The 26,428-nt window shown below is 36.0% G+C and carries 21 protein-coding genes and 1 pseudogene; 7 read left to right on the forward strand and 15 right to left on the reverse strand.

Translation table 11 applies throughout. From position 1 onward, the window contains the following. Nucleotides 1-5: 5 nt before the first annotated feature. The 9 genes from DRF65_RS01810 to hflX all read right to left on the reverse strand — a co-directional run bounded on the left by DRF65_RS01810 (nt 6) and on the right by hflX (nt 9,450). Nucleotides 6-1,076 carry a calcium:proton antiporter gene (locus tag DRF65_RS01810; RefSeq protein ID WP_115968372.1) on the reverse strand — a complete coding sequence of 357 codons (1,071 nt, stop codon included), beginning with the start codon at nt 1,074-1,076 and terminating at the stop codon, nt 6-8. Nucleotides 1,077-1,142: 66 nt separating this feature from the next. Then, complete coding sequence (locus tag DRF65_RS01815; RefSeq protein WP_185018872.1) at nt 1,143-1,481, reverse strand: DUF6122 family protein; 339 nt, start codon at nt 1,479-1,481, stop codon at nt 1,143-1,145. Nucleotides 1,482-1,500: 19 nt separating this feature from the next. Then, nucleotides 1,501-2,739 carry a hypothetical protein gene (locus DRF65_RS01820; RefSeq protein ID WP_115968374.1) on the reverse strand — a complete coding sequence of 413 codons (1,239 nt, stop codon included), beginning with the start codon at nt 2,737-2,739 and terminating at the stop codon, nt 1,501-1,503. Next, a complete protein-coding gene (locus tag DRF65_RS01825) occupies nt 2,740-4,671 on the reverse strand; it encodes a hypothetical protein (protein ID WP_228438446.1) in 1,932 nt (643 codons plus the stop codon). It lies immediately after the preceding gene. A 95-nt stretch (nt 4,672-4,766) separates the two neighbouring features. Next, on the reverse strand, nt 4,767-5,435 hold the full coding sequence (locus tag DRF65_RS01830) for a hypothetical protein (RefSeq protein WP_115968377.1): 669 nt from the start codon (nt 5,433-5,435) through the stop codon (nt 4,767-4,769). Nucleotides 5,436-5,543: 108 nt separating this feature from the next. Continuing rightward, nucleotides 5,544-6,266 (reverse strand): DNA alkylation repair protein, encoded by a 723-nt coding sequence (locus DRF65_RS01835; protein WP_115968379.1) that lies wholly within the window; start codon nt 6,264-6,266, stop codon nt 5,544-5,546. Between the two features lie 21 nt (nt 6,267-6,287). Beyond that, nucleotides 6,288-7,574 carry a cation:proton antiporter gene (locus DRF65_RS01840; RefSeq protein ID WP_115968380.1) on the reverse strand — a complete coding sequence of 429 codons (1,287 nt, stop codon included), beginning with the start codon at nt 7,572-7,574 and terminating at the stop codon, nt 6,288-6,290. A 23-nt stretch (nt 7,575-7,597) separates the two neighbouring features. Beyond that, complete coding sequence (locus DRF65_RS01845) at nt 7,598-8,227, reverse strand: DUF4919 domain-containing protein (RefSeq protein ID WP_115968382.1); 630 nt, start codon at nt 8,225-8,227, stop codon at nt 7,598-7,600. Then, nucleotides 8,227-9,450 carry a GTPase HflX gene (hflX, locus tag DRF65_RS01850; protein WP_115968383.1) on the reverse strand — a complete coding sequence of 408 codons (1,224 nt, stop codon included), beginning with the start codon at nt 9,448-9,450 and terminating at the stop codon, nt 8,227-8,229. Before hflX ends, DRF65_RS01845 begins: the two co-directional genes overlap by 1 nt. Before the next feature lie 195 nt (nt 9,451-9,645). Between hflX and DRF65_RS01855 the strand changes: the two genes are divergently transcribed. The 4 genes from DRF65_RS01855 (at nt 9,646) to DRF65_RS01870 (ending at nt 13,964) form a co-directional block, all read left to right on the forward strand. Further along, nucleotides 9,646-10,353, forward strand: a complete 708-nt coding sequence (locus DRF65_RS01855) for a LytR/AlgR family response regulator transcription factor (RefSeq protein ID WP_228438448.1) — start codon at nt 9,646-9,648, stop codon at nt 10,351-10,353. 159 nt (nt 10,354-10,512) lie between these two features. Beyond that, entirely contained in the window at nt 10,513-10,992 is a 480-nt protein-coding gene (locus DRF65_RS01860; protein WP_115968385.1) for a T9SS type A sorting domain-containing protein, read from the forward strand. 5 nt (nt 10,993-10,997) lie between these two features. After that, the gene (locus DRF65_RS01865) at nt 10,998-13,547 is read left to right on the forward strand and encodes a beta strand repeat-containing protein (protein WP_115968387.1); all 2,550 of its coding nucleotides are present in this window, start codon (nt 10,998-11,000) and stop codon (nt 13,545-13,547) included. A gap of 6 nt (nt 13,548-13,553) precedes the next feature. Then, nucleotides 13,554-13,964 carry a hypothetical protein gene (locus tag DRF65_RS01870; protein WP_115968389.1) on the forward strand — a complete coding sequence of 137 codons (411 nt, stop codon included), beginning with the start codon at nt 13,554-13,556 and terminating at the stop codon, nt 13,962-13,964. 109 nt (nt 13,965-14,073) lie between these two features. On the opposite strand, the gene DRF65_RS01875 is transcribed toward DRF65_RS01870, so the two are convergent. Further along, nucleotides 14,074-14,508, reverse strand: coding sequence for an META domain-containing protein (locus tag DRF65_RS01875; RefSeq protein ID WP_228438450.1), 435 nt, complete (start codon nt 14,506-14,508; stop codon nt 14,074-14,076). An 86-nt stretch (nt 14,509-14,594) separates the two neighbouring features. On the opposite strand from DRF65_RS01875, the gene DRF65_RS01880 reads away from it, so the two are divergent. After that, nucleotides 14,595-16,802 (forward strand): S46 family peptidase, encoded by a 2,208-nt coding sequence (locus tag DRF65_RS01880; protein ID WP_115968666.1) that lies wholly within the window; start codon nt 14,595-14,597, stop codon nt 16,800-16,802. Nucleotides 16,803-16,878: 76 nt separating this feature from the next. Then, nucleotides 16,879-17,355 carry a YdeI/OmpD-associated family protein gene (locus DRF65_RS01885; RefSeq protein WP_115968392.1) on the forward strand — a complete coding sequence of 159 codons (477 nt, stop codon included), beginning with the start codon at nt 16,879-16,881 and terminating at the stop codon, nt 17,353-17,355. A gap of 18 nt (nt 17,356-17,373) precedes the next feature. Here the strand turns inward: DRF65_RS01885 and DRF65_RS01890 are convergent, their stop codons facing one another. Then, a complete protein-coding gene (locus tag DRF65_RS01890; protein WP_123947254.1) occupies nt 17,374-17,655 on the reverse strand; it encodes a hypothetical protein in 282 nt (93 codons plus the stop codon). A gap of 196 nt (nt 17,656-17,851) precedes the next feature. On the opposite strand from DRF65_RS01890, the gene DRF65_RS01895 reads away from it, so the two are divergent. Beyond that, entirely contained in the window at nt 17,852-19,075 is a 1,224-nt protein-coding gene (locus tag DRF65_RS01895; protein WP_115968395.1) for a spondin domain-containing protein, read from the forward strand. 67 nt (nt 19,076-19,142) lie between these two features. On the opposite strand, the gene DRF65_RS01900 is transcribed toward DRF65_RS01895, so the two are convergent. The 4 genes and pseudogenes from DRF65_RS01900 to DRF65_RS01920 form a co-directional block, all read right to left on the reverse strand. After that, entirely contained in the window at nt 19,143-22,250 is a 3,108-nt protein-coding gene (locus DRF65_RS01900; RefSeq protein WP_115968397.1) for a non-ribosomal peptide synthetase family protein, read from the reverse strand. A gap of 1,111 nt (nt 22,251-23,361) precedes the next feature. Next, nucleotides 23,362-24,063 (reverse strand): annotated as a pseudogene (locus DRF65_RS01910) (YifB family Mg chelatase-like AAA ATPase); the annotation flags it as partial. Nucleotides 24,064-24,171: 108 nt separating this feature from the next. After that, nucleotides 24,172-25,260, reverse strand: a complete 1,089-nt coding sequence (locus tag DRF65_RS01915; protein ID WP_115968404.1) for an ImmA/IrrE family metallo-endopeptidase — start codon at nt 25,258-25,260, stop codon at nt 24,172-24,174. Nucleotides 25,261-25,306: 46 nt separating this feature from the next. Continuing rightward, the gene (locus tag DRF65_RS01920) at nt 25,307-25,948 is read right to left on the reverse strand and encodes a hypothetical protein (RefSeq protein WP_115968406.1); all 642 of its coding nucleotides are present in this window, start codon (nt 25,946-25,948) and stop codon (nt 25,307-25,309) included. Between the last annotated feature and the right edge of the window lie 480 nt (nt 25,949-26,428).

Below are 26,428 nucleotides of genomic sequence, written 5' to 3' on the forward strand. Positions count from 1 at the left end.
CTCTCTTAAGGAACAATTACGGTAAAGATATACGCCGCCAAGTTCACTAATAGTACAGTTCCATATAGGATATTGGTCTTTCCACGGCTCAATGAAAGCATTACGATAAATACGGAAAGGGAAAGCAGAATAATATCCTTCTTATCTAATCCCAGTACCAATGGTATATCATACATAATACATACTACCGAAACCGCAGGAATCGTCAATCCGATACTTGCCAGTGCTGAACCTAATGCCAGATTTAAACTGGATTGGATTTGATTGGCTCTTGCGGCACGTATGGCTGCAACGCCTTCAGGAAGAAGAACAACAGCAGCAATGATTACTCCCACTAAAGATTTAGGAGCCCCTACACTCTGTACCATTCCTTCAATAGTATCAGAAAGTCCTTTTGCCATTAAAACAACGATGACCAGACAAACAACTAAAAAGCCAAAACTGATCAATGTTTTAGTTAATGTAGGAATATAATGTGCTTCAGGATGTTCATCGGGAACTATAAAATAACTTCTATGTCTCACCGTCTGTACCATCAGGAAAACACCATAAATGACCAGACAGGCAATAGATACGAAAATAAGCTGTGCCTGGTTGTAGAATGGTCCATTAACACTTGAAGTAAAGTTAGGAAGAACCAGGGTAAGAATAAGAATTGAAACCGTACTCACCAAATAGGTGGTAGCAGAAGTTCTGGCAAAGAACTGTTCATGATATTTAACGCCGCCCACCAATATACAGATTCCCAAGATACCATTAAGAATAAGCATAACAGCGGCAAAAACGGTATCTCTGGCCAGCGTGATCGCCTGATCTCCGCCGGCAACCATCAGTGAGATGATAAGCGCAACTTCAATAATGGTAATACAAAGGGCAAGAATAATGGTACCGAAAGGCTCTCCTACTTTATGAGCCACCATTTCTGCGTGGTGAACTGCCGATAAAACACTCCCAATGAGTAAAATACCTGCAATAATATCATAAATAACGCCATTCCCCATCAGTCCGGAAAAGTAGTAACCTACCGCAAGGACAGGAAAAATATAGGTGTAATGTAAAAGTTCTTTAAGTCTCATATAGTGACTACAAAATACAAAAAATCTATAATATTTTCAATATCAAAAGAAAATATTAATAATATTTTAATGAGGCCAGAAGTTAAAGTCCTGATAATCTGTCAACATGTGAAGCAACAACCCAATGGCAACAATTCTGACATTTCCTTTAAAAAATAACAGCAAAAAATACACCGCAATGGCATAATAAGAATGTAAAAAATGAAAACCGATGCTTTCTCTTGATGGATCAAAAATAGGATTCGCAAAAAGATGGTCCAGATCTACCAGCATTGTAGCCAACAAAATAAGATATACTTTCTTCCAGTTTTTAGGGTAAAATACCAGTGCTATAAAGACCGGAAACACAAGATGTAAAAAATAATGTGTACACGTTTTGAGCAAAGCAATTTCTGATGGAGCCATTAATGGATATATTTATCATTTACCACCGTAAAATTAAGGGTAAATCTCCTTTTTTCGCTTTTATTTTCACCCAATAATCCTGTGATTTATTCCCATACAGCACATAATCGATATCAGAAATGATTTTTTTCTCTTTGTTACTCAGTGTTTTTAAAGAAGAATACAACAGCGTACTGTTTCTGACTATGATATAGTTTTCTTGTAATTGAGGTGATGATAATACCGATTTTCGGGTCGATTTTATAAAAACACCTTCACTATTTTGGCTAATTTTATTAGGTTGAAAAGGAATTTGAGTGAATTGGTTTTCTCCATTAATCCATTTTTTAGATTGGAAATATCCCCATGCTCTTTCAGGATCCTTACTTTGAATTTCAATACTATAATTAGGTTGTATAATCTTTTGAAAGGTCTTTTTTTCAACTTCATTAAAGTTGTCATCATATTCATAACTGATGATGGTATCATTGACCTGTTCGAGATTTGCAGTGGCTTTAAAAGAAGTAGCCCGTAAAGAATCTGCTATCCCTTTATCCAAAAAATATGAGAATTTTCTGAGGTTCTCCTGATCTAATTCCATTTCCAGAAAGTTGTTTCCTTTCTGAAGTTTTGAAGCAATTGAATTAAAAACTTCCTGATTTGAATTATTTCTGATTTCAATTTCGTCATCAAGTAATTCAATAGAAAAATTTTGAGTTTTCTGTCCTGACATAAAAGAAAGGCTTCCCAATGTATTTTGAATAAACTGATCTGCATTCCAAACAGGAGCTGTAGAAGTATGGAAAAGTTGTTTTTGAACAGTTTCAAAAGCAAGCTCAGAAGTTCCTGCAATGCAATGATCTCCTTTTATCATCAAGAAAACCTGATCCTTCTGAAAGCGGCTATTTCCTTTATCTGCAAACTTCTGTTTCTTTAAAAAAGCAATGAATTTTTGAGGATCTTTAAGTTCTAAAACGCTATACCACTCTGAGAACTTAGTATCTTTAATATGGAATACCTGCAAAAAATCCGGAATTCTGATTCCTGAATCTTTGAATGAAGAGGAACTTTTACTTTTCGTATCGCTTCCGGACCAGCTTGAAGGGTGTGTGGCTAAACTGAAGAGGTATTGTCCCATTAGTTTCTTACTATCAATTAAAATAACTGCATCTGCGTTCTCCGGAATATATCTGAGGGTTTTATCTTTATGAAAAACCACAAAATACACCGCAACAGCGAATAATAAAAGTAACGGGACAATAATCTTCTTTTTTTTCATCTATAAGATTTGGGGCTGCTTTTCTGTTTCTTTTGTTTTAAAAACCTGGTCGAATACATCAAAGAAATACATCAAGCTGTTCTCTGAAGTATCTTTGATATTATAATTCATTTCAGTCTGGATGCTTTCTCCTTTTACTTCAGTTTTATAATACAGTTCCCCTACATTTTTTTTGATGGCCTCTAATGCTTTTCTTTCTCTAGGGCTTTTGAATTCTTTATCTAAACCGGTTAAAAGCTTCTGAATATCGAGCCTTCCGGATAAAGGATATTTTGCAGAATCTTTTGCCCATTTTCTGGAAATATCAGATTGGTTTACCGGTAGAATATTATCTGCAGAGCTCATCAGATATACCACTCCATCTTTTACAGTAAAGAATAACTGATCAATATATCCTCCGTCTTTTTCTTGTTTAAAAGTGTATAGGTTTCCTTTTTTAGAGAATCTTTTAGACAGTTTTTTATTGGTAGTCAGTAAATCAAAAATACGGTTCCAATAGCCCTCGTTCTCTGTTGCAAAAGCGAAAGTGAAGTTAGGAACAGCAATATCTTTGGTTTTCTTTACTTCCTTTTCATTGAAATCAGCATCGTATTCGTAATCTGTGTATTCTACTTTTTTGGATTTTAATTCATTCAAAACAAAAATTCCGTTTCCTGGAGCAATTTTGGTAATGGCTTCTTCATCGAGAATAATTTTCATGGTTTCCATGATGAGCTCCATTTCTTTTTTGTAATCATTTTCTCCGGAATTCTGAAGAAGGCTGTACATCATGTCGAAACATTTTGCTCCATTTACATTCATCGCATAATAACCAACGCTTTTTTCATTGATAAGTTCCAGCAGTTTTTTGTTTTTCTTTCCTTTATAGATCGCTGAAATATTCTTTTGAATGTCTGTATTTTTGTGCTGATAATTGTTAACCAATCTTACTTTGTCTTTATCAAAATACAGGTTGTAGGAATAGTTAGAATTATACATATTTTTGAAAAGCTGTCCATAGGCATAATACTTTGTCATCTTGCCATAGATTCCTTCATTTACAATTCTGCCGTAGTCTGTGTAAACAAAAACATCGGAATTGTCATCTCTGAATGACAGCATTTCTTTAGGAACTTCAATGTCTAAATTTGAACTGAAGTATTGGTCAAACCTGTCTTCTGCGTTCTTCTGAACAACTTTGAATTCTTCTCTGCGGATAGAATCCTGTTCTTTCTTGTAGGCTTTTTCATACTCTTCATCACCCTCTTCCGGCATTTCTCCCTCGTATTCAGGATTCTCTGCATTTTCTTTTTCTGCAGGATATTTGTGATGTTTTTGCAGGTATTTGATATCTTTCTGAATTCTTGCAATCTCGTTGTTATTATCTTTAATGCTTTCTTTCAGATACTTAATATCATCCTTCAGACTTTTGATTTCATCTTTATAGTTGAAAGGCTTTTCCGGTTCATCAGCATAAGCATCTACTGCAACAGCAGCTGAATCAGCAACGGCAACAGCTGTACTATCTGTAACAGCCTCTTCAGTCCAAAGATCTTTATATGGTTTGGTATAACTGATCAGGCTTAGAACTGCACGGCTTCCATTCCAGGCTACAAAAATATCATCATCAATATCTACATAAGAATAGTTTTTTCTGTTGAAAACTTCCTGCCCTTTTTTCTTCATAGAATTAACAAACTGCTGGAACTTTTCTTTATTATCAATGATAAAATGGGTATTGTAGGTCTTTATGGAGTCATTAAAGCTTGCATAATGATACTGAACAGCATCGTATTTAATTCCTGTTTTGGAATAGTCTGTCCATGTTGGTTTTTCTTTACTTTTTTTGCTAAGTTCATGTAACAAAGGATTCAGCTTATCCCAATTGATTTTATTATTAAGCTGTTTTCCGTTGACTTCCATATAGAATACGGCATCAGACGGTATTTTCATACTATTTTGGGCAAAAACCAATGTAAAGCCAAAGAGTACGAGAATAATTTTTTGTATTTTTAATAAGATAGATTTCATGACTATAGTTTAGAAATTTATTGAAAAAGAATTGTGTTTTGTATTTGTTTTTTCTGAAGGATAAGATCCAGAATGTCAGCTTCCAGTTTAAGTGCTTTTTTATTTGGAGACAGCACATAAGAGCTGTTTGTTTGTGATTTTACAGCGTTTTCAAACTGCATGATTGAAGTATACCGTGCATCATTAAAGACTTCCTTATCCGCTTTACTCATCTTATCGTAATCTTCTTTGAAGGTATTGACTTTGTTTCTTGTCAATGTCTTTTTCTCAAGATTATGGCTGTAGACTTGTGTGGGAATCATTTTACCCAATATTTTCTGAGCTTTCAGCTTTTCGAGGCCTGCATTAATGTTTTCAATTTTTTTAAAATTACAGCTCAGTTTAATGATATAATTATCTAAATCAATTGATGTTTTTACATTGCTGATTCCGGGAGTTCCTTTAAAAATTTTTGCAGCTTCATTGATCTTGCTTTCAATTTCAGCTTTTTTTGGAACTTTTTTCCCATTGATGGTTTCCATTTTAGAGATGGATGCCAGTCTTGTTTTACTCTTACTACCGTTAAGAATAATGGTATATTCTCCTGTACCATCAGCTTTTATATTCACTTTATCAAGAATATCGAAACAGCTTGTCAGGAATAATAAAGGGGTAAATAGAAGAAATAATTTAAGAAAATTTTTCATGATTGGGTTTAAAAACCACAAAATTACTCAATTCTGGTCTTAAACCCTTACAACCTTTGGTTTTTTGTATATAATATAGCTGTTTTCCGCTACTTCTGGGTTTATTTTTTAAATACGTCCTTTCAGATAATCCTGACGGAGATCTTCGTCCAGCTTTTCAATGGCATAACGAAGACAGGTTCTCGGCATTTCTTTATAATACTGATTCAGATAGCCAAGCAGCTCCTGTTCGTTCTTATTTCCCATTTCACGCAGCAGCCAGCCATTGGCTTTATGCATCAGGTCATGGGAATGTTTCAGGTTTCTGGTTACAAATTCCTTTGTAAGATCATAAGAGCCTTTTTTGATGTAATGCATGGTTCCTACAACAGCAATTCTTTTATGCCACATCTCCTCCGCTTCCGAAAGATCCCTCAACAGATTTTCCTTCTTGTTTTCATAAGCATATCTGCCCAGAATTTTATAACAACTGGAGTCTACCAGATCCCAATTATTAACATAGGGCAGATGATTAAGATAAAATACTATGATTTCATCTTTTACCGCTTTATCTTTTGTTTTTTCAAACTTTGAGATCAGCATAAAAAGAGCTGTCAGCCGATGTTCATGATATCCTGAAGAAAGTATTTCACTGAGTTCTTTTAAACTGATTTTTGAATAGTACTCCTTAGCTACAGTCCTCTGATCCGGAACCTTCACACCCAGAAAAAGATCTCCCTCACCATATTCTCCTTTTCCCGTTTTGAAAAACCTTGGAAAGAATTCAGCTTTTTCAGGAATGGATAAAACTGCCAGAGCTTCCTGTATTTCTTTAACGACACCAGTACTCATTACTATCTAATTTTTAAAAAACTAAACTTTATCCTCTAAAGCACTATTTTCCTGCTCCTCTTCTTCTTTTACAATCTGATTAGGATTAGCCACTTTCGCGATGGTAAGCCCCTGAACAATGATAGAGAATACCACTACACAGTACGTAATACTTAAGATGGTTTCACTATACTCACTTTTAGGAATAGACATCGCCAATGCAATGGAAACACCACCACGAATTCCTCCCCAAACCAATACTTTCACTGTTTGTGGGCTAAAACTTCTTCTCAGAGAAGTAAACTTGGTGGGGCCCCAAATGGAAATAAATCTAGCAAACAACACTACAAAAATTGCCAGTAAACCTGGAATCATAAAATGCTTCAGATCTTTAATCATTAAAAGCTCAAATCCGATAAAAAGGAATAATACGGCATTCAGAATTTCGTCAATAAGCTCCCAGAATTTAATTAAGTAATCCTGAGTAACGGATTTCATTTTAAAATTCATATTAAAGTTCCCCATAAATAACCCTGCGGCTACCATCGTTAATGGTCCTGAAATATGCATCTGTCTTGCAATAAGATAACCTCCCATCACCACAGAAAGTGTTACCAGTACGGAAATAATATAATCATCTACTTCACGCATCAGTCTTGAAGTAATCCAACCTAACAGAACTCCCAATAAAAGACCTCCACCTGCTTCATGAAGCAATAGGAGTCCAATACTTTCCACTCCAAGATCTACTTCTTTTCCAACGGCAAGCTGTAATACTACTGTAAAGACCACAACGGCCATACCATCATTGAAAAGAGATTCCCCCGCAACCTTTGTTTCCAGTGATTTGGAAACTTTAGCCTGCTTCAGGACACTCAGAACGGCCACAGGATCGGTAGGTGAAATCAGGGCTCCAAAAACAAGACAATAAATAAACGGAAGCTGAACACCTACATACGGAAGTAAATAGAACATCCCAAAACCTACTACAAATGTGGAAATTACGACTCCCACAGTAGAAAATATCAGTACGGGCCTGAATTGTTCTTTAAGATCATTTATATTAATGTGAATTCCCCCTGCAAAAAGAAGGAAATTAAGCATGGCCCCCATCAGAATTTCTGTAAAGTCAATGCTTTCCATCAAATTGTTAAGGTGCCCGAAAGTTCTTGGAAGTATCGCTTCTCCGAATAATACTAGGAAAATGGAAACCACAATGGCAATCACCATGATCCCGATGGTACTTGGAAGTTTTAAAAATCTGTAATTAAGATAGGCGAATATGGATGCTAATACGATTAATGCTGAAAATGAATAATATAATTCCACTAAGTGTTCTTTTTAAAATTAATTTATAAGTCTAAGTAAAGGACCTTGATGTATATTTTCTGATCACCTTTTTCCCAGATATCAAACATTCCGTCCTTCGAAGGCCTGGATCCTCTTGTATAATCATTTCCTATATTCAGAATATTCAGCAAAATATACTCATCTCCCACCGAATTCACGAGGTAAGCAGTTTTCTCAGACTTTCCATCCCCTGAACTCTTGATTCCCTCTGCCAAAGCACGAAACTGGCTCAAATGGTGCATAAAATTGTTTCCATCTTTTATAGAATCATACGCTCTGAGCAGAATTAGCAGAATGTCCAGATTGGTAGGATCTTTATCATACAGAACCTTTCCCTGCTTGATACATTCCTCAAAATTGTTTTGCTTAAAAGCTTCCGCCAGACTTTTGAATCCTTCATCTGAAGTACTTATTTTACTATCTCTAAAGCTTCTTCCATAGTAAAGATACTGAGCTTCTATACTATCCAGAGACTTCGGATATCCTTTGTATTTAAAAATAAGTTTCTCGTAATTGTATGGAGAATCAGAACTTTTAAGACTTTTTTCAATGGCTTTAAAATCTACTTTTGATTTCTGGCCGAACCCAAAAACCGAAAACAGAATGAATAATAGAAAAAAATGATATTTCATTAATTGTTGTTTTCGTCCTCTTCGTCATCAAAGTACTCGAAAAGGAAATCATTATATGGGAATCTGGAAATATGAATCTTCATTACCTCATCATAGATCATTTTTTTCATTTCTGGGAAGTTTTCCTTCGTTAAAGCAGAAATGAAAACCGTTGGGTGCTTTGATTTGGCCATCCAAGTTTTTTTCCATTCTTCAAGGGAAACATTCTTCTTTGTACCAGGGGTCAGATCATCATCATCTTTTTTCTCATAGCTAAAACCATCAATTTTATTGAACACCATGATCATCGGTTTCTGATGGGCATTGATATCCATTAATATCTGATTAACAGAGTCGATATGATCTTCAAAACTTTCGTGAGAAATATCAACCACATGAATCAAAAGATCTGCTTCACGAACCTCATCCAGCGTAGATTTAAACGATTCTACCAGCTGAGTAGGCAATTTTCTGATAAAACCTACAGTATCTGTAAGTAAAAACGGAAGATTTCCGATTACAACTTTCCGCACCGTGGTATCCAGTGTTGCAAACAATTTATTTTCAGCAAAGACCTCAGATTTTGAGATAGAATTCATCAAGGTAGATTTTCCAACGTTTGTGTATCCTACCAAAGCTGCACGCACTACTTTTCCACGATTATTACGCTGAGTAGCCATTTGCTTATCAATGATTTTCAGTTTATCCTTTAATAAAGTAATTCTGTCACGGATAATACGACGGTCAGTTTCAATTTCCGTTTCCCCGGGTCCTCTCATCCCGATACCTCCCTTCTGACGCTCCAGGTGAGTCCACATTCTGGTCAATCGAGGCAAAAGATATTGATATTGGGCTAATTCAACCTGGGTCCTTGCATAAGAAGTCTGTGCTCTTTGTGCAAAAATATCGAGAATAAGATTGGTACGGTCTAAGATTTTTACCTCCATTTCTCTTTCCAGATTTTTAAGCTGTGAAGGAGAAAGTTCATCGTCAAAAATTACTGTTCCTATTTCATTTTCCTTTACATATTCTTTTATTTCGAGTGCTTTTCCGCTTCCAATAAAGGTTTTGGAGTCAGGCTGTGTTAATTTTTGGGTAAAACGTTTTTGTACGGTTGCCCCCGCTGTGAAAGCCAAAAACTCCAGTTCATCCATATATTCCACCAGTTTTTCTTCATCCTGATTTTGGGTAATAATGCCCACCAGGACTGCTTTCTCATAATTATGTTCTTTCTTTTCTAACATTAAAGTTCTGTCTATGTTTATGATTTTTACAAGATAATATTTTTCAGAAAAAAAACAAAATCAATTTTTAGTTAATAACATTTTTTAATATAAATTTAAGACCAACTCTTTATTCTTTTATAAAAAATCAATAACTTTATATAATAATTTTCTGATTTTTAAACTTTTAACTTAAAAATTAATTTCCAGAAGATCATGATTACCCATATTAGATGTATGATTATTGATGATGATGAACTGGACAGGCTGGTTCTTCAGCATTATATTAAACAATACGAGAATATAGAGATTATCGAATCATTTGATTCGGCTGAAAAAGCAATTCCTTACCTCGAACTTCCTATTGATCTTCTGATCACTGAAACCAATTTAAAAGGGATGAGCGGCCTGGAATTACGCAAATTAGCCCATAGAATTCCTGCCTGTATCTTTGTGAGCTCCCATCCGGAACTTGCTGCCTGTGTTTTTGAGCTTAATACCCTGGACTTTATCACCAAACCTCTCACTTCAGAACGTTTCCATTACTCTATGCAGAGACTTTTCGAGTTTTTCAAGGTAAAGGATAAATGTGAATGCTATGATGTTATGCTGGGGCACGATTTTATTAAAATCAAGGAGAGCGGAAACATTTTTCAGATCAGAAAGGCAGATATTCTTTATCTGGAGGCGCTCAAAGATTACACCCGAATCATCACTCTTGAAAAAAAACACTGTATCCTTGATTCTTTAGGTAATCTTTTACATAAAAGTTTTTTTGATTCTTTTGTCAGAATACACAGGAGCTATGCTGTGCCCAAACACCTCATCCGTGGAAAGAGCTGTCATGAAATAGAACTCATCCATCGCATCAAACTTCCCATCGGCAGAGCTTATAAAAATAATCTGTCTTTCTTTGAACCTTAGAAAGCTGTTAAACATCAACCATAATTCACAAAACGCCATTGGTCGATTATTTCTGCCGTTAGTCTATTTTTCGGTGATCAGGTCATGATAGGTAGTAATTTAGTCTTCCCAAATTTCTTATGGAACAACTTGAATTCATAACCTTAAAAACTGTTATCCATGAAAAAAGAATCTATTTATTGCCTCTTACTGCTTGCCACCTCCCTCTCATACCTGAAAGCCCAGTCAGCAATTCTTCCTACCGGAACGGATATTTCAGGAGGCAACGGTTCTGTTTCCTACAGTATTGGTCAGGCAGCCTACCTCTATAAAGGAGCTGGGGATCAAATTACGGAAGGTGTTCAACAGCCTTATGAGATTGTAGCACTTGCCACTCATGAAGCATTATCAACAAATCTGGAAGGCATTTTACTTTACCCAAATCCTTTTAAAGATTATCTGTACCTGGACTTTACAACCCATAATTTTAAAGATGCAGAATACCAGCTATTCGATGCACAAGGAAAATTAATCCGAAAAAATGTGATCTTACAGTCAAAATCTGAGCTCAATTTTTCCGATATCCCTTCTGCCATGTATATCATCAGAATTAATCTGCATGGAGAAAATCTAAAAACTTTTAAAATAATCAAAAAATAATCACCATGAAAAAAATATTATTACTGTTCTGGATTCTGTCCGGTCTCTTTATGGGACTGTCACAGGTTCCTGAAAAAATGAGTTATCAGGCTGTCGTAAGAAACGGATCAGGACAGCTATTGAGCAATCAGGGAATTGCTATTAAAGTAAGTGTATTACAGGGATCACCTGCAGGTACTCTGGTTTATTCTGAACGGCTTACCGGTAATACCAACGCCAATGGACTAATCACTATGGAAATAGGAACCGGAACTGTTCTCTCAGGAACATTTGCTACTATCGACTGGCCTTCAGGAAGCTATTATTTAAAAACAGAAACTGATCCTTCGGGTGGAACAAACTATACCATAGCAGGAACCAGCCAGTTACTGAGTGTTCCGTATGCCATGTATGCAAAATCAGCCGGAGGCGGTGGTGGTAGCTTCACTATCCCTTATACAAACACCGTAAATAATGCCGGCACTCTATTTTCGCTAACAAATGATGGAGACGGAACTTCCTTAGAAGGTAATAATAACACCACCACATCCAATATTGCTGCAGTAAGAGGGATTGTTACCAGTGCAGCTCCAGGAGGATTCTCATCTGCAGTACGAGGAATCAATAATGGAACAGGAGGACTTGGTATAGGAGCATACGGAAGCCATGCCGGAAGCGGATGGGGAGTATACGGTACAACTCCTAATGGATTGGGAGTATATGGAAATGCAACAGCTAATGGAACAGGTGTATACGCCAACAGTAATGCAGGAACTGGTCTTACAGCCACTAGTAATAATGGAATCCCGGCAAGTATATCTATCTTCAATAATGCTAATAATAATAATGCTCTCAGTGTTTCTACTGTAGGAAACGGAACTGCTGTTAATGTTACCACTAGTGGAAATGGGGCTGGGGTAAAAAGTGCTACAGGAGCAGGTTTTGCTATTCATGGGATCACTACAGCTCAATCATCCGCAGGGGTTCTAGGAAGTAACACAGGAAACGGAGAAGCAGTTGTTGGACTTACAACCAGTGATATTGCCGGAGCTGTAGTAGGCCGGAATGATGGTGGTGGATATGGTGTGAGAGGTTTCATTTCAACAAGTACATCCGGTACGGGTATAGGTGTTTATGGGCAAGTAGGATTAAATAACAGTACCGGACGGGCGGGTAGATTTGAAAACTTTAACCAGACTAATACAACAGGTAATACTTTTGAAGTACAAAGTAATGGTAACGGAAATATTCCTGATAACACCCAGGGTAATGCAGCTTCTTTTGTACTCGATAATAACAATAGTGTAGGCGCTGCTGTAAGAGGAGAGGTAAACACTATTTTTGGAAACTTCGGGGCTGCTGCAGTTTTTGGAATTTCATCCGGAACCGGAGGACGCGCTGGTTTATTCTATGCATCAAATCCCGCAGGAAACGGAGCTTCACTTATTGCTTTAACTGATGGAAACGGAAATGCCATTACTGCTAATGCAGGTAAAGACGGAAACGGTGTAGAAACCAATATTGACGGAGCCGGAAATGCTCTCTATGCTTGGGTCCCAACTTTTTCTACCGGAAGAGCCGGAAGGTTTGAAATTTTCAATGATGCTAACACCAGTGATGTCATAACAGTAAAAACGGTTGGAAATGGTATTGCAGGTAATTTCAAAGTAGACAGGACTACCGGAACATCTGCTGCTGTAAAAGGTGAAGTAAACTCACAGTTTGCGAATTTCGGAACAGCCGGTATATATGGAGTTTCTTCAGGAACCGGTGGCTATGCCGGCTTATTTCATGCATCAAATGTGGCTGGAAATGGCCCTTCGGTACTAGCTTTAACTGATGGAAACGGAAATGCCATCACTGCCAATGCAGGTGGAAATGGAGATGGTATTGAGGCTTCTTGTGACGGACCTGGTAATGCGATCTCTGGTTTTATCCCCAACTTTGGTACTGGTAAGGCAGGTAGATTTGCCAACTTCAACAGTGCTAATGGCCAAGCAGTGGTTCATATAACTACTAACGGTACAGGCTCTACTCTACTTATCAACCATCAGGGGCCATCGGGTAATATTGCCACCTATCAAAATGCCTCAGTCAATGTAGCCCGTATCAATAAAGCAGGAACAGGTTATTTTAATGGTGGGACACAAAATAGTGGCGCAGACGTGGCAGAAGCATTTGATGTAGAAGGAACTATTTCTGAATATGAACCTGGTGATATATTGGTTATTTCCATAAACTCTGACAGAACGGTAGAAAAATCTTCAGCTCCTTATTCCAATCTTGTAGCCGGAGTATATGCCACCAAACCTGGGGTACTTTTAACAGAAGAACATATTGATACTGATATTTCCAATAAAGTTCCAATGGGCGTTATTGGAGTTATCCCTACCAAAGTATGTCTTGAAAACGGAAAAATAAAAAGAGGTGATCTTTTGGTAACCTCATCCAAAAAAGGTATCGCAATGAAAGCAAATCCTAAAAAGGTAAAAATAGGACAGGTTATAGGAAAAGCTCTTCAGGATTATGACCAAAAAGGGATTGGAAAAATTCAAGTATTAGTCAACATAAAATAAACCATTATGAAAACAGCATATATCATCCCGTTATTATTCTTAAGCACTATTATTTACGCTCAGGAAAATAAGCAAACCACTTCTGGGGAAGATCAGACACAGGCTTTGAAACAGATTAAGGAACAGGAGTCAAAACTGATGCAGGAGGCCAAAGAAAATATAGAAAAGCAAACGGCTCATACAGGACTTACTTCAGATCAGGGGCTGGAGGTGAAAAAACAGGAACAGAAACCTAAAGCTTCTCATGACTCAGGAAAGACTCTTCCCAATACAGCAACACTCGAAGAAATAAAAAGAACTATTCCCAACAGACAGGCATCTCACAACTCCATCAATTCTAGGAACACAAAAACAATTATCGGGCTACCCAACACAGCAACTTTGGAAGAAATAAAAAAAACTATTCCTAAAAACTAGTAACCCTCTTAAAACTAATAGCCTACAAAAACTGATAACCAAACTAGATTTTTCAAACAAAAAGAAGTCCGCTCAATGGCGGACTTTTATATTGAAGAAACTGAGAGTATCAATCCCAATCAGCAGCAACAAATTTCATTGTGTTCCCTTGATTGTCTGACAATGTAAGGAAATGTCCTTCTACAGAATATTTCGTCATGGTTTCAATTTTTTTCTGAAATGAGCTTTCCAGGTTCATATCCTGGCATGCTTTCATTGTGCTTATTCCCTGGGAAATTTTCACTATCCCATCTTTTTTAAATTCGGAAGTAAAGGACATCTGGTTGCAACCCATGTATGCATTTCCCTGAATTTTACCGTTGTCCAGCTTTCCTGTCAGATTCATTTCAGCTTTATGGGCCATCAGCTGATCTTTAGAAAAACCAGCAAAAGAAACCAGCATCCATTGTCTTTGGAGGTATGGATTTTTATCCGGAACAGCAGAGCAATTTAAAACAAGTCCCAGAAATAATACTGCAAAAAGGGGGAATAGTATTTTTTTCATGTGGATTATCATCCCATTTTCATACCAATCCGGGACAGAATATCGTAAAAATTAGTAAATTAGCAACACAAAAATTATTTTATAAAATGAAAAGACTATTTCTACTATTCACTTTCTTGCTGGGCTTTGCTCAGATGAGGGCGGATGAGGGGATGTGGCTGCTAATGCTCATCAAAAGACTTAACGGTGTTGATATGCAAAAAGAAGGTCTGCATCTAACGCCTGAGGAAATTTATTCAGTTAACAATTCCAGCTTAAAGGATGCTATCGTAAGTTTCGGTGGTTTCTGTACTGGGGAGATTGTTTCTGATAAAGGACTTTTATTCACGAACCACCACTGCGGTTACGGAGCAGTAGCTGCTGCTTCTACTCCGGAAAAAGATTATTTGAAAAACGGTTTCTGGGCAATGAAACAGAAAGACGAGTTCAATGCAAAGGATCTTTATGTAAGATTTTTAGTGAGAATGGATGATGCCACTCAGAGAATCACATCCAAGCTAAACAACAATATGACCGGAGCAGAGAGAAAAGCTGTAATTGATGCTGAAACTAAAGCCATCCAAACAGAAAACTCTGAAAACGGGAAATACACGGTAGTTGTAAAAGATTTCTTCAACGGAAACGAATTCTACTTTTTCGTATACCAGGATTATAAAGACGTAAGATTAGTAGGTGCACCACCTTCATCATTAGGAAAATTCGGTGGTGATACTGATAACTGGGAGTGGCCAAGACACACTGCAGACTTTACTGTTTTCAGAGTGTATGCTGATGCTGCAGGAAATCCTGCTGAATATTCTCCAAGCAACGTTCCTATGAAGCCTAAGCACTTCTTACCGGTTTCTCTTAAAGGAATTAAGCCAGGAGATTTCTCAATGATCTTAGGATATCCAGGTAGAACAAACCGTTATTTGACTTCTTACGGAATTCAGCAGATGGTAGGTAAAGACTACCCGGCTTGGGTTGAAGCTTCCAAAACTGCGATGGATGTTATGAAGAAGTACATGGATAAGGATAAAGCAACTCAGCTTAACTATGCTTCTCAGTATGCTTCTGTAGCCAACTACTGGAAAAACAGACAGGGAACGATTGATGCAGTAGAGAAAAACGGAACAATTACTGACAAGCAAAAGATTGAAGACATTTATAAAAAATGGTCTGCAATGCCAGGAAATGAGGCTTATGATGGTATTTTACTTGATATAGAAGCTTATTATAAGCAAGCTTCTGACAGAAATGTTGAGAGAAACTATGCTTCTCAGTTTTCAAGAAATGCTAAATATATTTCTCTTGCTTTACAGCTAGGTTCTGTTTTAAAAACTTATGCAACCCAGGATATGCAAGGAAGGTTAGCTATGAAAGCTAAAACTGAAGCTGCTATTAAGGCTACTTATGAGAACTTCAGTCCTTCTTTAGAAGGTGAAATGCTTGCTGCAATGACCAGCCTTTATCAGGCCAGAGTAAAAAACAGAGAAGTAGCATCTGCTACAATCCTGGGATTAGATGCTAAAGCCGTTTCTAATCTTGCTTACTCTTCTATTTTTGCAAACAAGGCTTCTGCTACTAATTTCTTATTAAACCCTGATGCTTTAAAACTTGATGCTGATCCACTTTGGAAAGCTGCAAACGGTATCGTTGCAGACCAAAAAATGAACACTGAAAGATATGCAAAGATTGATGATAACTTTGCAAAAAACAGCCGTCTGTTCTTAGCTGGTTTAGTGAAGGCTATGCCTGAGAAGAAATTCTATCCGGATGCTAACTCAACCATGAGATTAACTTATGGTACTGTAGATAAGCTTCCTATCAGAGAAGACAGAAATTATTTCGGGGTTACAGATAACTATTATACAGACATGTCTGGTCTTGTTGGAAAATACAAGAAAGGTGATGAAGAATTCGATCTTCCTCAAAGAGTTATCGATCTTTATAACCTTAAAGATTTCGGACAGTATGCTGATGCAAAAGGATATATGCCTGTAAACTTCCTTTCTAACAATGACATTACAGGAGGTAACTCTGGTTCTCCGGTAATTGACGGGGATGGAAACCTTATCGGTATTGCATTTGACGGAAACAGCGAAGCATTAAGCGGTGATATTGTATTTGAACAAGAATGGCAAAAAACAATCAACGTAGACGTTCGTTTCGTTCTTTGGACAATCGATAAATTTGCAGGTGCAAGAAGATTAGTTGATGAATTAAAGCTTGTAAGAGACGCAAACACTCCGGCTGATACAAAAACTAAAAACTCAGGTACTACAGCAATGCCTAAGAAAACAAAGAAAAAATAATCTTATCTGATATATTTTTGAAACCGTGAAAGTAATTTTCACGGTTTTTTTATTTTTGAATATTAAAATATTACCCATGAGTATTCAGCCTATATTATTCACAGCCATCATTAAGCAAAACGGAGAAATGAATGCAGCTTTTGTGGAGTTTCCCTTTTCAACAGAAGAGTTATTTAACAAAAAAGGACAGGTAAAAATTAAAGCCATATTTGACGGTAAGGTTGAATATCGCGGAAGTCTCGCTAAAATGAAATCTGACTGCCATATTTTAGGACTGACTCAGGAAATCAGAAACCAGCTCGGAAAAACTTTTGGGGATGAGGTTACCGTTTCTCTCCTTGAAGATAAAGAAGAGCGGACTGTTGAAATAGCCGATGATATTGCTCTTGTTTTTAAAGAAAACCCTGTAGCCAAAGCATTATTCGATACAATGAGCTATACTCACAAAAAAGAATATATCCGCTGGATTGATGATGCTAAAAAGCCAGAGACAAGAGAAAACAGAAAGGTCAAAATGATTCAGATGATTTTGAACGGAAAAAGGGGAATTTAACCTCATTTCCTTAAGATATTACTCTTTTAATTCTGCTTTCAGATATTGTCCCCCTCCTCCATTGGTTACTGTCAGGAAGCCATCATAATGGGCAATCTTCACTCCAAGATCATTGATAACTTCTTTAAAATAGCCTGCCTTTTCCAAACTATGGGACTGCCATAGAAATCGTGCTGATTGCCCACTTTGATTTTGAAACACCAATGAACCTACTCTATTTTTAAACCCGGCAGATGTAAGATCTACCACCATACTCTCATTAGCGACAAAGTCTTTAGCCATTATTATATAATTATCCATTATTTTTCTTTTAATTATAATATTTGTTACTCTGGTGCAAAGATTCTTATCTACAGCGACAAAACTCGACGTATTATTTCCAATATAAAAGTCTCTCAAAACAATCTGATCCTGTATCATCAAAAAAATATAACCTTTTTCTGTCAGGATTTTAAAAAGGCCCCGACTATGATCATAACTATAAAAAATTACTGTTATGAAAAAGACCTTTTTAAAAATTACAGCATCTGTAGCAGGAATTATGACCGCATTTGCACTTTCAGCCTGCAATGATTCAGACAATAACATGATGGACATCCCATCTCAAAGGACCATTACTTTTGAAAATGTTGTTACTCCTAAAGATTTTGTGGAAAGTGGAAGTTTTCAGGGAACTGGTACACCTCCAATTATTTTACCAGGACAGTCTGCATCTATTACATTCAGCGCGGGAAAAGCGCAGGCTCTTATGTTTGCTACAATGTACGGAGCCTCTAAAGATTGGTTCTTTGCTTCGAAACAACCAGGTATCAAACTGTTTACCGACAATGGAACGGCCATCACCGGAGATGTTTCTTCAAGTGTATTGCTATGGGATAACGGAACGAAAGATAACATGACCGGACAAGCGGAAAATAAACCTATCACTCAGGTTTCTAATGTGAATGCTTCACAACTGATGAAACTTAACCTTTCCTATAATGAGGCAACGTCCGAATTTACTTTAACCATCAACAATACTTCAGGTGGAACGGCTAATGAAACACCTTTTTCTCCTGGAGTCTGGGCTGTTTCCAATTACAATGGAACTCAATTATTGAACTCTGTTCCGTTTTTCACTCCCAACTCTTTATCTAATCCTGAAATTACGGATATTGCTCAAATGGGAAATATTGATAAGATGAAAGCAAAGCTTAACGCAAATACAGGAATCATGACAGGCCTTTCTCCTGCTTTGGTGGTTATTTATCGTGGAGATAAAAACCCTATCTATGAATTGGGAAAAATGGATAATGGAATGGGACTAAAAGAAATTGCGCAAACCGGAAATGTAAGTAAACTGCAAAACAGTTTAAAATCTTTCCCTGGTATTAAAGGGATCTACGTTGCCGGGAATGCTCCTGTTCCTCCAGGAAATAAGATCATGACTAAATTCACAGCAGATCAGGGTGATAAAATTGCCTATGCTACCATGTTTGGTTTTTCCAATGACTGGTTCTATGCTAATGAGGCAAGCATTGATGCTACTGTAAAGGGAGATCTTAGTTCAAAAACTACATTATTTGATTCCGGAACAGGTGTAGATCAATATCCAGGAGCAGGAAACCGCCAGGCTTTATTCGGAGGGACTCCACAAAGTGAAAATATGGTAATTTCAAAGGTTGGAACCCAATATCCTGTTCCCGCTGTACAAAATGTGATTAAAGTAACTGTGAATTAAATTCATACAATGAATTTAAAAATACCAGACAGTTTCTGTCTGGTATTTTATTTCCAAAGCTTAAAACTTACAAAACTGAGATTCCGAGATACTTTAAATAAACATCTAATAGCTTTTTATCAAATACAGGTTCTTTAATCTCTGATCCTTCCAGGAATTGAATCACATTGGAACAATCCCACACATAGGTATTCTGGTATAATTCAACAGTGGATAAACCTTCATGCATATTATCCCTGAAAAGACTAGTCAGCGGATACAGCCTGTTTTTACTGTCATCTTCCCATTGTTTTCGCCATTCTTTGTAAGGGAGATCTTTGAGTATAAACGGATAATGCTTTTTCATGAGTCCGAAGAAGCCTTCTAAGGTAAGATTCGTTTCCGGGCGGGCAATTAGATTGAATTTCTTGCCTATAGCTTCTTTATTTTTTGTAATATAAGCCATAGATCTGGTCATATAGTCAACAGTAATCAAACCTTCTCTCAATTCCGTCAATGCCGGATAAGACTGGAATTCCACACAGTTTTTTACTAATCCCGACCACCATTGATATGGTGCACTTGCCCCCGTTTCACTATGGCACATCGCATATCCTAATCGGTATGTAATGAGCGGTAACCCTTCTTTAGCGGCCAGATCTGCAATAGCTTCCATCACCCATTTGCTTCTTACATAGCCGATATCTTTGCTTACTGACATCAGGTTCTGAGCAATATCATCAGATTCCAGCATCACGGTTTTACCGGTAAACAGATGTCCCCAGCTATACACTGATATTGTGGATAGCAGTGCCAAACATTTTATTCTTTCCGCCCCTGCGAGTTTTATAATTTCTCTCAGTCCTTCTACATTCGGTGCTTTCATATAGGAATATGGTTCTATGAAATTTACGGAACTTCCTGAATGATAAATCAGGTCTGTCTTTTCTGCCAGCATTGTATATGTTTCTTCAGAAAGACCCAATGATGGTTGTGAGAGATCACCAATCACAGGAATAATTCTTGATTGCTGCTCTTCTTTTTGAGGAATGGCAAATTGTTTATAACAACGATCAATTTTTTCTTTAGCCTGAAAATCATCCTGAGCTCTTACCAGACAATAGATATCAGCACTTGTTGTATCTAAAAGTTCCTGTACAAGATGAATTCCTACAAATCCCGTAACTCCGGTTAAAAAAATAACTGATGGATTTTCCAGTTGTTTGGGGTCAAAATCACCTTCAAATACTGTTCCTGGAGCAAGATAAACATCCTGCTGCAGCTCTACATAAGGCTCTACATCTTCTACCGGTACTGATTCCCTCGCTTCTTTAGACCTGACAATTAAAATTTCCGAAAGTTGCTGCAATACGGGATACTGATAAATATCTCGAAGGTATACTTTTGTATCAAGTCTTCTTTCCAGTGCTACTGCCACTACAGCGACCAACAATGAGTTTCCTCCTATGTCAAAGAAGTTATCTGTAATATTAATCACAGGACGTTCCAGCTCTGTAGACCATATATCCGATATTATTCTTTCTGTTTCATTAGTTGGTGGCTCAAAGGAAACCAGATCTTTCGCCTCCTTATCTGCCAGATCTTTTAAAGCATCGGAATCTGTCTTCCCATTGGCTGTAAGTGGAATTTTATCTATAAAAATAATCTGGGCAGGAATCATATATCCTGGTAATTCTTCTTTCAGTAAGTTTCTGACAGAGTTAACATCTTTCTCAGAACTTTGTTTTGCAACAATAAAAGCGATAAGGTATTTATTGCTTCCCGTTGTTTCTTTTGTGATCACAGTAGCTTCCTGTACATTCTCCTGCTGGCTCAGAGTCCTTTCTATCTCTCCCAGCTCTACCCGAAATCCACGGATTTTTATCTGATTATCTATTCTTCCTAAAAATTCAATATCTCCATCGGGAAGCCACTTGGCCAGATCTCCAGTACGGTATAATTTTTCTTCTTTTCTAAATGGATTAGTCATAAACTTTTCAGTAGTGAGCTCTTCATTATTAAGATAGCCTTTAGCCAAAAGGTCTCCACCTATATATAACTCACCGATAGCTCCTACGGGTAACAGTTCCATCTTCTCTGTTAAAATATAAGCTTTGGCGTTTGCTATAGGCCTGCCTATTGAAGATACATACTTTCCACCAACATCTTTAACTTTTTTGAATGTTGCAAATACTGTACATTCGGTTGGTCCATAATAATCAATCAATTCATAACTTAACTCTGCAGTTAATACCGACTTCAGTTTCTCTCCACCTGTAAAAAGATATTTCAGTTTCAAATCAGGAAAGTTTCTGGTATGTTCCACCACAGCAGGAGCCAGTACTGCCGGTACAAAGCCATGGGTAATATGATTTCTGTAATAATAATCTACCAAAGCAGAAGCTTCTGCTCTTTCTTCGTTCTCTGCCATAAAAAGTGTAGCCCCGGCAGTGAGTGCCGACCATGTTTCCCACACTGAGATATCAAATGCCAAACCTGCAACAATAGTGAGATGTGAGGTATGATCCACATGAAAGTGATGGTTGTGCCATGTTACCAAATGTTGAATAGCCTGATGGGTAATCATTACTCCTTTAGGTTTTCCAGTAGACCCAGAGGTATAAATTGTATATGCAAGAGCGTCCTGATGAATTTCAACTTCCAGCTGTTCTGAAGAAAAAGACTCCAGATCCGCCGTGCCATCAAGCTGAAGGACTTCTCTATTTTTATTTTCTGACAGCTGTAAGCCAAGATGAGAATTCGTAATTATAATCTCAGAATTGGTATCTGAAATTATATATTCTACCCTTTTTACGGGATATGCCGGATCTATCGGAACATAAGCTGCACCCGTTTTTACAACTCCAAGAACCGCTATTAGCCACTCAATAGAACGGTCAAGCCATATAGGAACGAACATCTTTTCTTTAATTCCTTCAGCTAATAATTTATTAGCCAGACGGTTACTTCCCTCGTCCAGTTCTTTATAAGTAATAGACTGCTCCTGAAATATTGCAGCAATATGATCAGGACGAAGCTCCACCTGCTTTCTGAAAAGGGACACCAGAGTTTCTTCCTGTTTGTAATCCCACCCTGTTTTATTAAAGTCATTTAAAAGTTTTTCTCTGTCTCCGGAAGACAACAAGACGGAGGTTCCCAATGATTGGGTTTCTAAAGTTGGTGTTGAGTTTGACATTGTAATGATGTAATTTGATTAAAAGTTTAGTTTTTATCACTTCTCCATTAAGCCTCATTTTACAGCTAATAATCTGACAGTAAACTTATTTCCCTATCCAATAAGCCTAGAGAAGAACAGAGTATACAGTATAAGCACAACTGAAGAATTCAATGTGTATTTTATATAAAAAGCCTGTAAATGGTAGATGTAGAGAAGTTCAGGTGATCTGTTCAGTGAACAGAACTATAAATAAAGACGCTCTTTACTTATTACTCTCAAAAAAGAATAGAAAGAATATTTTATTCTTTCATGTTTGGTTTTAATAGAAATTCGTTTTTCTTTTTAATAATTTTAATGTCATAATATGATATTTTTAATAATTTAATAATCAAATTTAACATAATAAAACGAATAAATTGTTACATAATTACAAAATAATCCCACATAAGAGATTTAACTTGTGCAAAAAACAACCTGAATGACAATAGAATAGATTTAAAAAAAATAACAACCACTAAGAATTCATCTTAAAAAGAAATAATGCACAGCAAGTATTATTTTATAAAATAAGCAATACACTCCGTAAATAAAATACATAACAACATCTCCATACAGACGACTGAATATTACAAACGTCCTAGCTTTTTCAATGTAAAATAGGAATAAAGGTGAGTTGGAAAGAATGCTAAAAATAAAATCCCCCACAAGGAATAATCTTTATCAGAAAACAAACTCATTACCAGCAAAAAATAAATAATAACTGGAACAACAAAATAGTACACTTTTCTATTGTCCTTATCCATCCAATAAAATAATGATCCAAAAAAAAGGATTGAAAAGTAAAATATATAAAACATCATAATAAGGGTACCTCCACCCTGCCCCAGATAGACTCCTTTATACTCATAATGCTGTAGAATAATCATGATCATAATCCCAAAAAAAATAATTTAACAGATAAACACCCCAAATATTTCGGTTTGTAACCTGCAAAACGATCAGTATTATTGTGATAATAAATATTATAACCATGGTTTTAGTTCAAAAAAACAATAACATTTTGATTGCGACGTCGAAAATACTGATAAATGAGGTAATTTTAAAGATTGTTTTTCAATTTACATGATTCCTAAGCATTCCAGAATTCCCGGTCTAAACTTCTATACTGAATGGCTTCGGAAATATGGTGAGAAAGAATTTTTTCAGATTCCTCAAGATCAGCAATAGTACGGGCAACTTTCAGAATTCTGTCGTAGGCTCTTGCTGAAAGGTTCAGTTTTTCCATTGCCAGCTTTATAAGATTAAAAGATGTTTCGTCCAGATCACAGAATGCTTCAATTTCTTTTGGTCCAATCTGGGCATTACTACTGATATTAAGATTTTTATACCGCTCGTTCTGAATCTCTCTTGCGATCAGGACCCGCTCCCGGATGTCTTTACTGTTTTCTCCTTTTCTTTTTTCTGAAAGTTCCTCAAATTCTACTTTCTGAACCTCAATATGAATATCAATCCTGTCTAGAAGCGGCCCGGAAAGTTTATTCATATACCGTTGCATTTCATATACCGACGAGGTATTGTTAGGATCATCCGGAAAAAAGCCGCTCGGGCTTGGGTTCATCGAAGCAACCAGCATAAAACTTGCAGGATAATTGACAGTGAATCTGGCTCGGGAAATTGTCACTTCCCTATCTTCCAAAGGCTGCCTCATGACTTCCAGTACTGTCCGTTTAAACTCCGGCATTTCATCCAGAAACAAAACTCCGTTGTGGGCCAGTGAAATTTCTCCCGGCTGAGGATAGCTTCCGCCACCTACAAGTGCCACATCTGTTATTTTCCTAAATGTAGGGGCATTTTTTATTGTTATGTAAAGTTGTAATGAAAAAGGTCTCCCTACTTGGGAAACCTTCTTACTTATTTAGATTTTTGTTAGATGATTTGCCTAATCTAAGACAATTTTAAGCTTTGCTCTGTAAGGAACATTATCTTTTCCAAATAGCTCTACCCTCATTTTTTCCGTAAAGCCTAAATGCTTATAAAACCCATTATTTGTTTGCTCTTCTAAAACTTCGAATAATTTTTTCAATAATTTCGGACTATTTAATTCAAATTCTAAAGGCTCATTTTTTCTAATTGGTGATAGTTTCATCATCCAAAATCTTAATGTTTGCTGTGAGATTGTACCTAAAGTATAAGCTCTATAAACTAAAGAGGAAATAGACATATTCCATTCCATCTTTAAGGATTTTAACTTTTCAATATTAAGCTGTCTCAAAGAACTTTTAATATCTTTAGCTGGAGATAAGAATGCTGAGGCAAAATTATTAGCTTCAAATTCAATATCTCTTTCTATTGAAATCATATCATCAAAATGAAGTAATAGATGTCCGAGTTCATGAGCAATAGTAAAAACCTTTCGAGAATTAGGTATTTTATTATTAATTAAAATTATAGGAACTCCTTTAACATAAAAACTTACTCCATCAAATTTATTGTTATCTGAAGAGATAAAATCATAATCAAAAAAATGAATAATAACTCCTCTCTCTTCTAATAGTTTAATGATATCGTTAATTGGTCCTCTTCCTATTCCGAAGTTTAATCTTACTTCTGTAGCAATGTATTCAAAGTCAATTTTGTACTCTCCATCAATCTCCCTATAATACTTATCAATATCTATTCGGGGAAGGCTTTGAGTTTCTAAATCAACTATTTCTAAAGCTTCTACAATTGTATTATAAAATAAGTTTAATCTTGATTCAAATAAGCCTAACTTAGACTTCGTTACTGATGATAGTTTTCGATAAAATAATTTAGGATTAACATTCTCTACATTTCTTTTAAAATAGTTTGGTTCAAAATATTCACTAAAATTTTTAATGTGAATTTCTTCAAGGTTTTTATCACCTTTTTCTAATTTACTAATTACTGGCTGTGAAATACCAAGTAGTTTTGCAAACTGTGATTGGCTTATTCCATAAAAGTCTCTGACAACCTTTAAGGAGAATCCATTGTAGGCTGTGTTTTCCATAGTGATAGTAATGTTTTTTCTTTGATTTTGGTCTCTTCGGGTTAACTTAGATTGCTAATGATGCATCATCATCATTATTCAAATTTTTTGGTTTAATGATATCCACTTTAGTAGAAGTAACAGCATTTCTCATTGTAACTTCTAAAGCAATTTTCTCATCAAAATAATATTGGAGATTAATAAAATCTATAAAATCAGTCGTCTTTTTAAATCCTACAAATACTATAGGAGGTAGACTTGTCAAATTCAATTTAGAAATCTCTTTGTTCATCTTTTTAGACATAGTAAAAGGTTTTCCTTTAATTATATCCTCAAATCTTTTTGTCTTCATACCTTCAATGACATTTTCTTTACCTAATGCCTTGAAACATAAAAAGAACTTATTATCAACCAAAGCAAAAGTCATTCTAAAAGTTTCAAAAAACTTAACTCTGTGCTTTGTTTTTTCACTCGTTAAAATTCTTGTTCTAAAAATGTCAATCATAGCATTGTTTAACAACAAAGATTTTAACGTGTTCTTACTGAAAAGAGTAGGTTCACTTTTTATAAGCTTACTTACTTTTTCATTACCTGCAATTACCGATTCATAGGCAATTTCTAAAATATCTTCGTAAATTTCTGGATTAAAATTTGCAAGATATCCACTTAATAGTGTACTTTTGTTTATAGAAAAGTTTATTTTCTTCATTATACTGGAATTTAATGAAGAGACCAAAATACAACGAACTCAAACCTTTTTGCTGGTAACAAGAAGGTTTTTTCTTGTTCATACCTGAACACTACAAATTTAATAAAATATTTTTTGAATTAAACAATTTGCTTCAAATTATTTCAAAAAAATTTTATCCACATTCTGTAAAAATTCTAAAAAGATATCAAATTGCTGATTATCAACAAATTAAATAATTTTAAATTTTAAAAACACTCCCTTTTTAAACAAATGTTTAATATTTCAAACATGTTTATTACCCTTTTTTTTCTTATCTGAAGTCATATTAAGCTTAATTACAGCTTAGTTAAGCATTCGATTTGTGTCTATACTCAAACTATTTTCTCTCCTCCAATAAACAATCCATCTGCTTTACTTCACTTTAAATCATTTATACTATCTATTAAAAAAAAATTAAATTCCCTAACTTTAGCTAAAAAACTCTAAGATTGATAGTAT

It is taken from the genome of Chryseobacterium pennae, assembly GCF_003385515.1.
GTDB lineage: Bacteria > Bacteroidota > Bacteroidia > Flavobacteriales > Weeksellaceae > Chryseobacterium > Chryseobacterium pennae.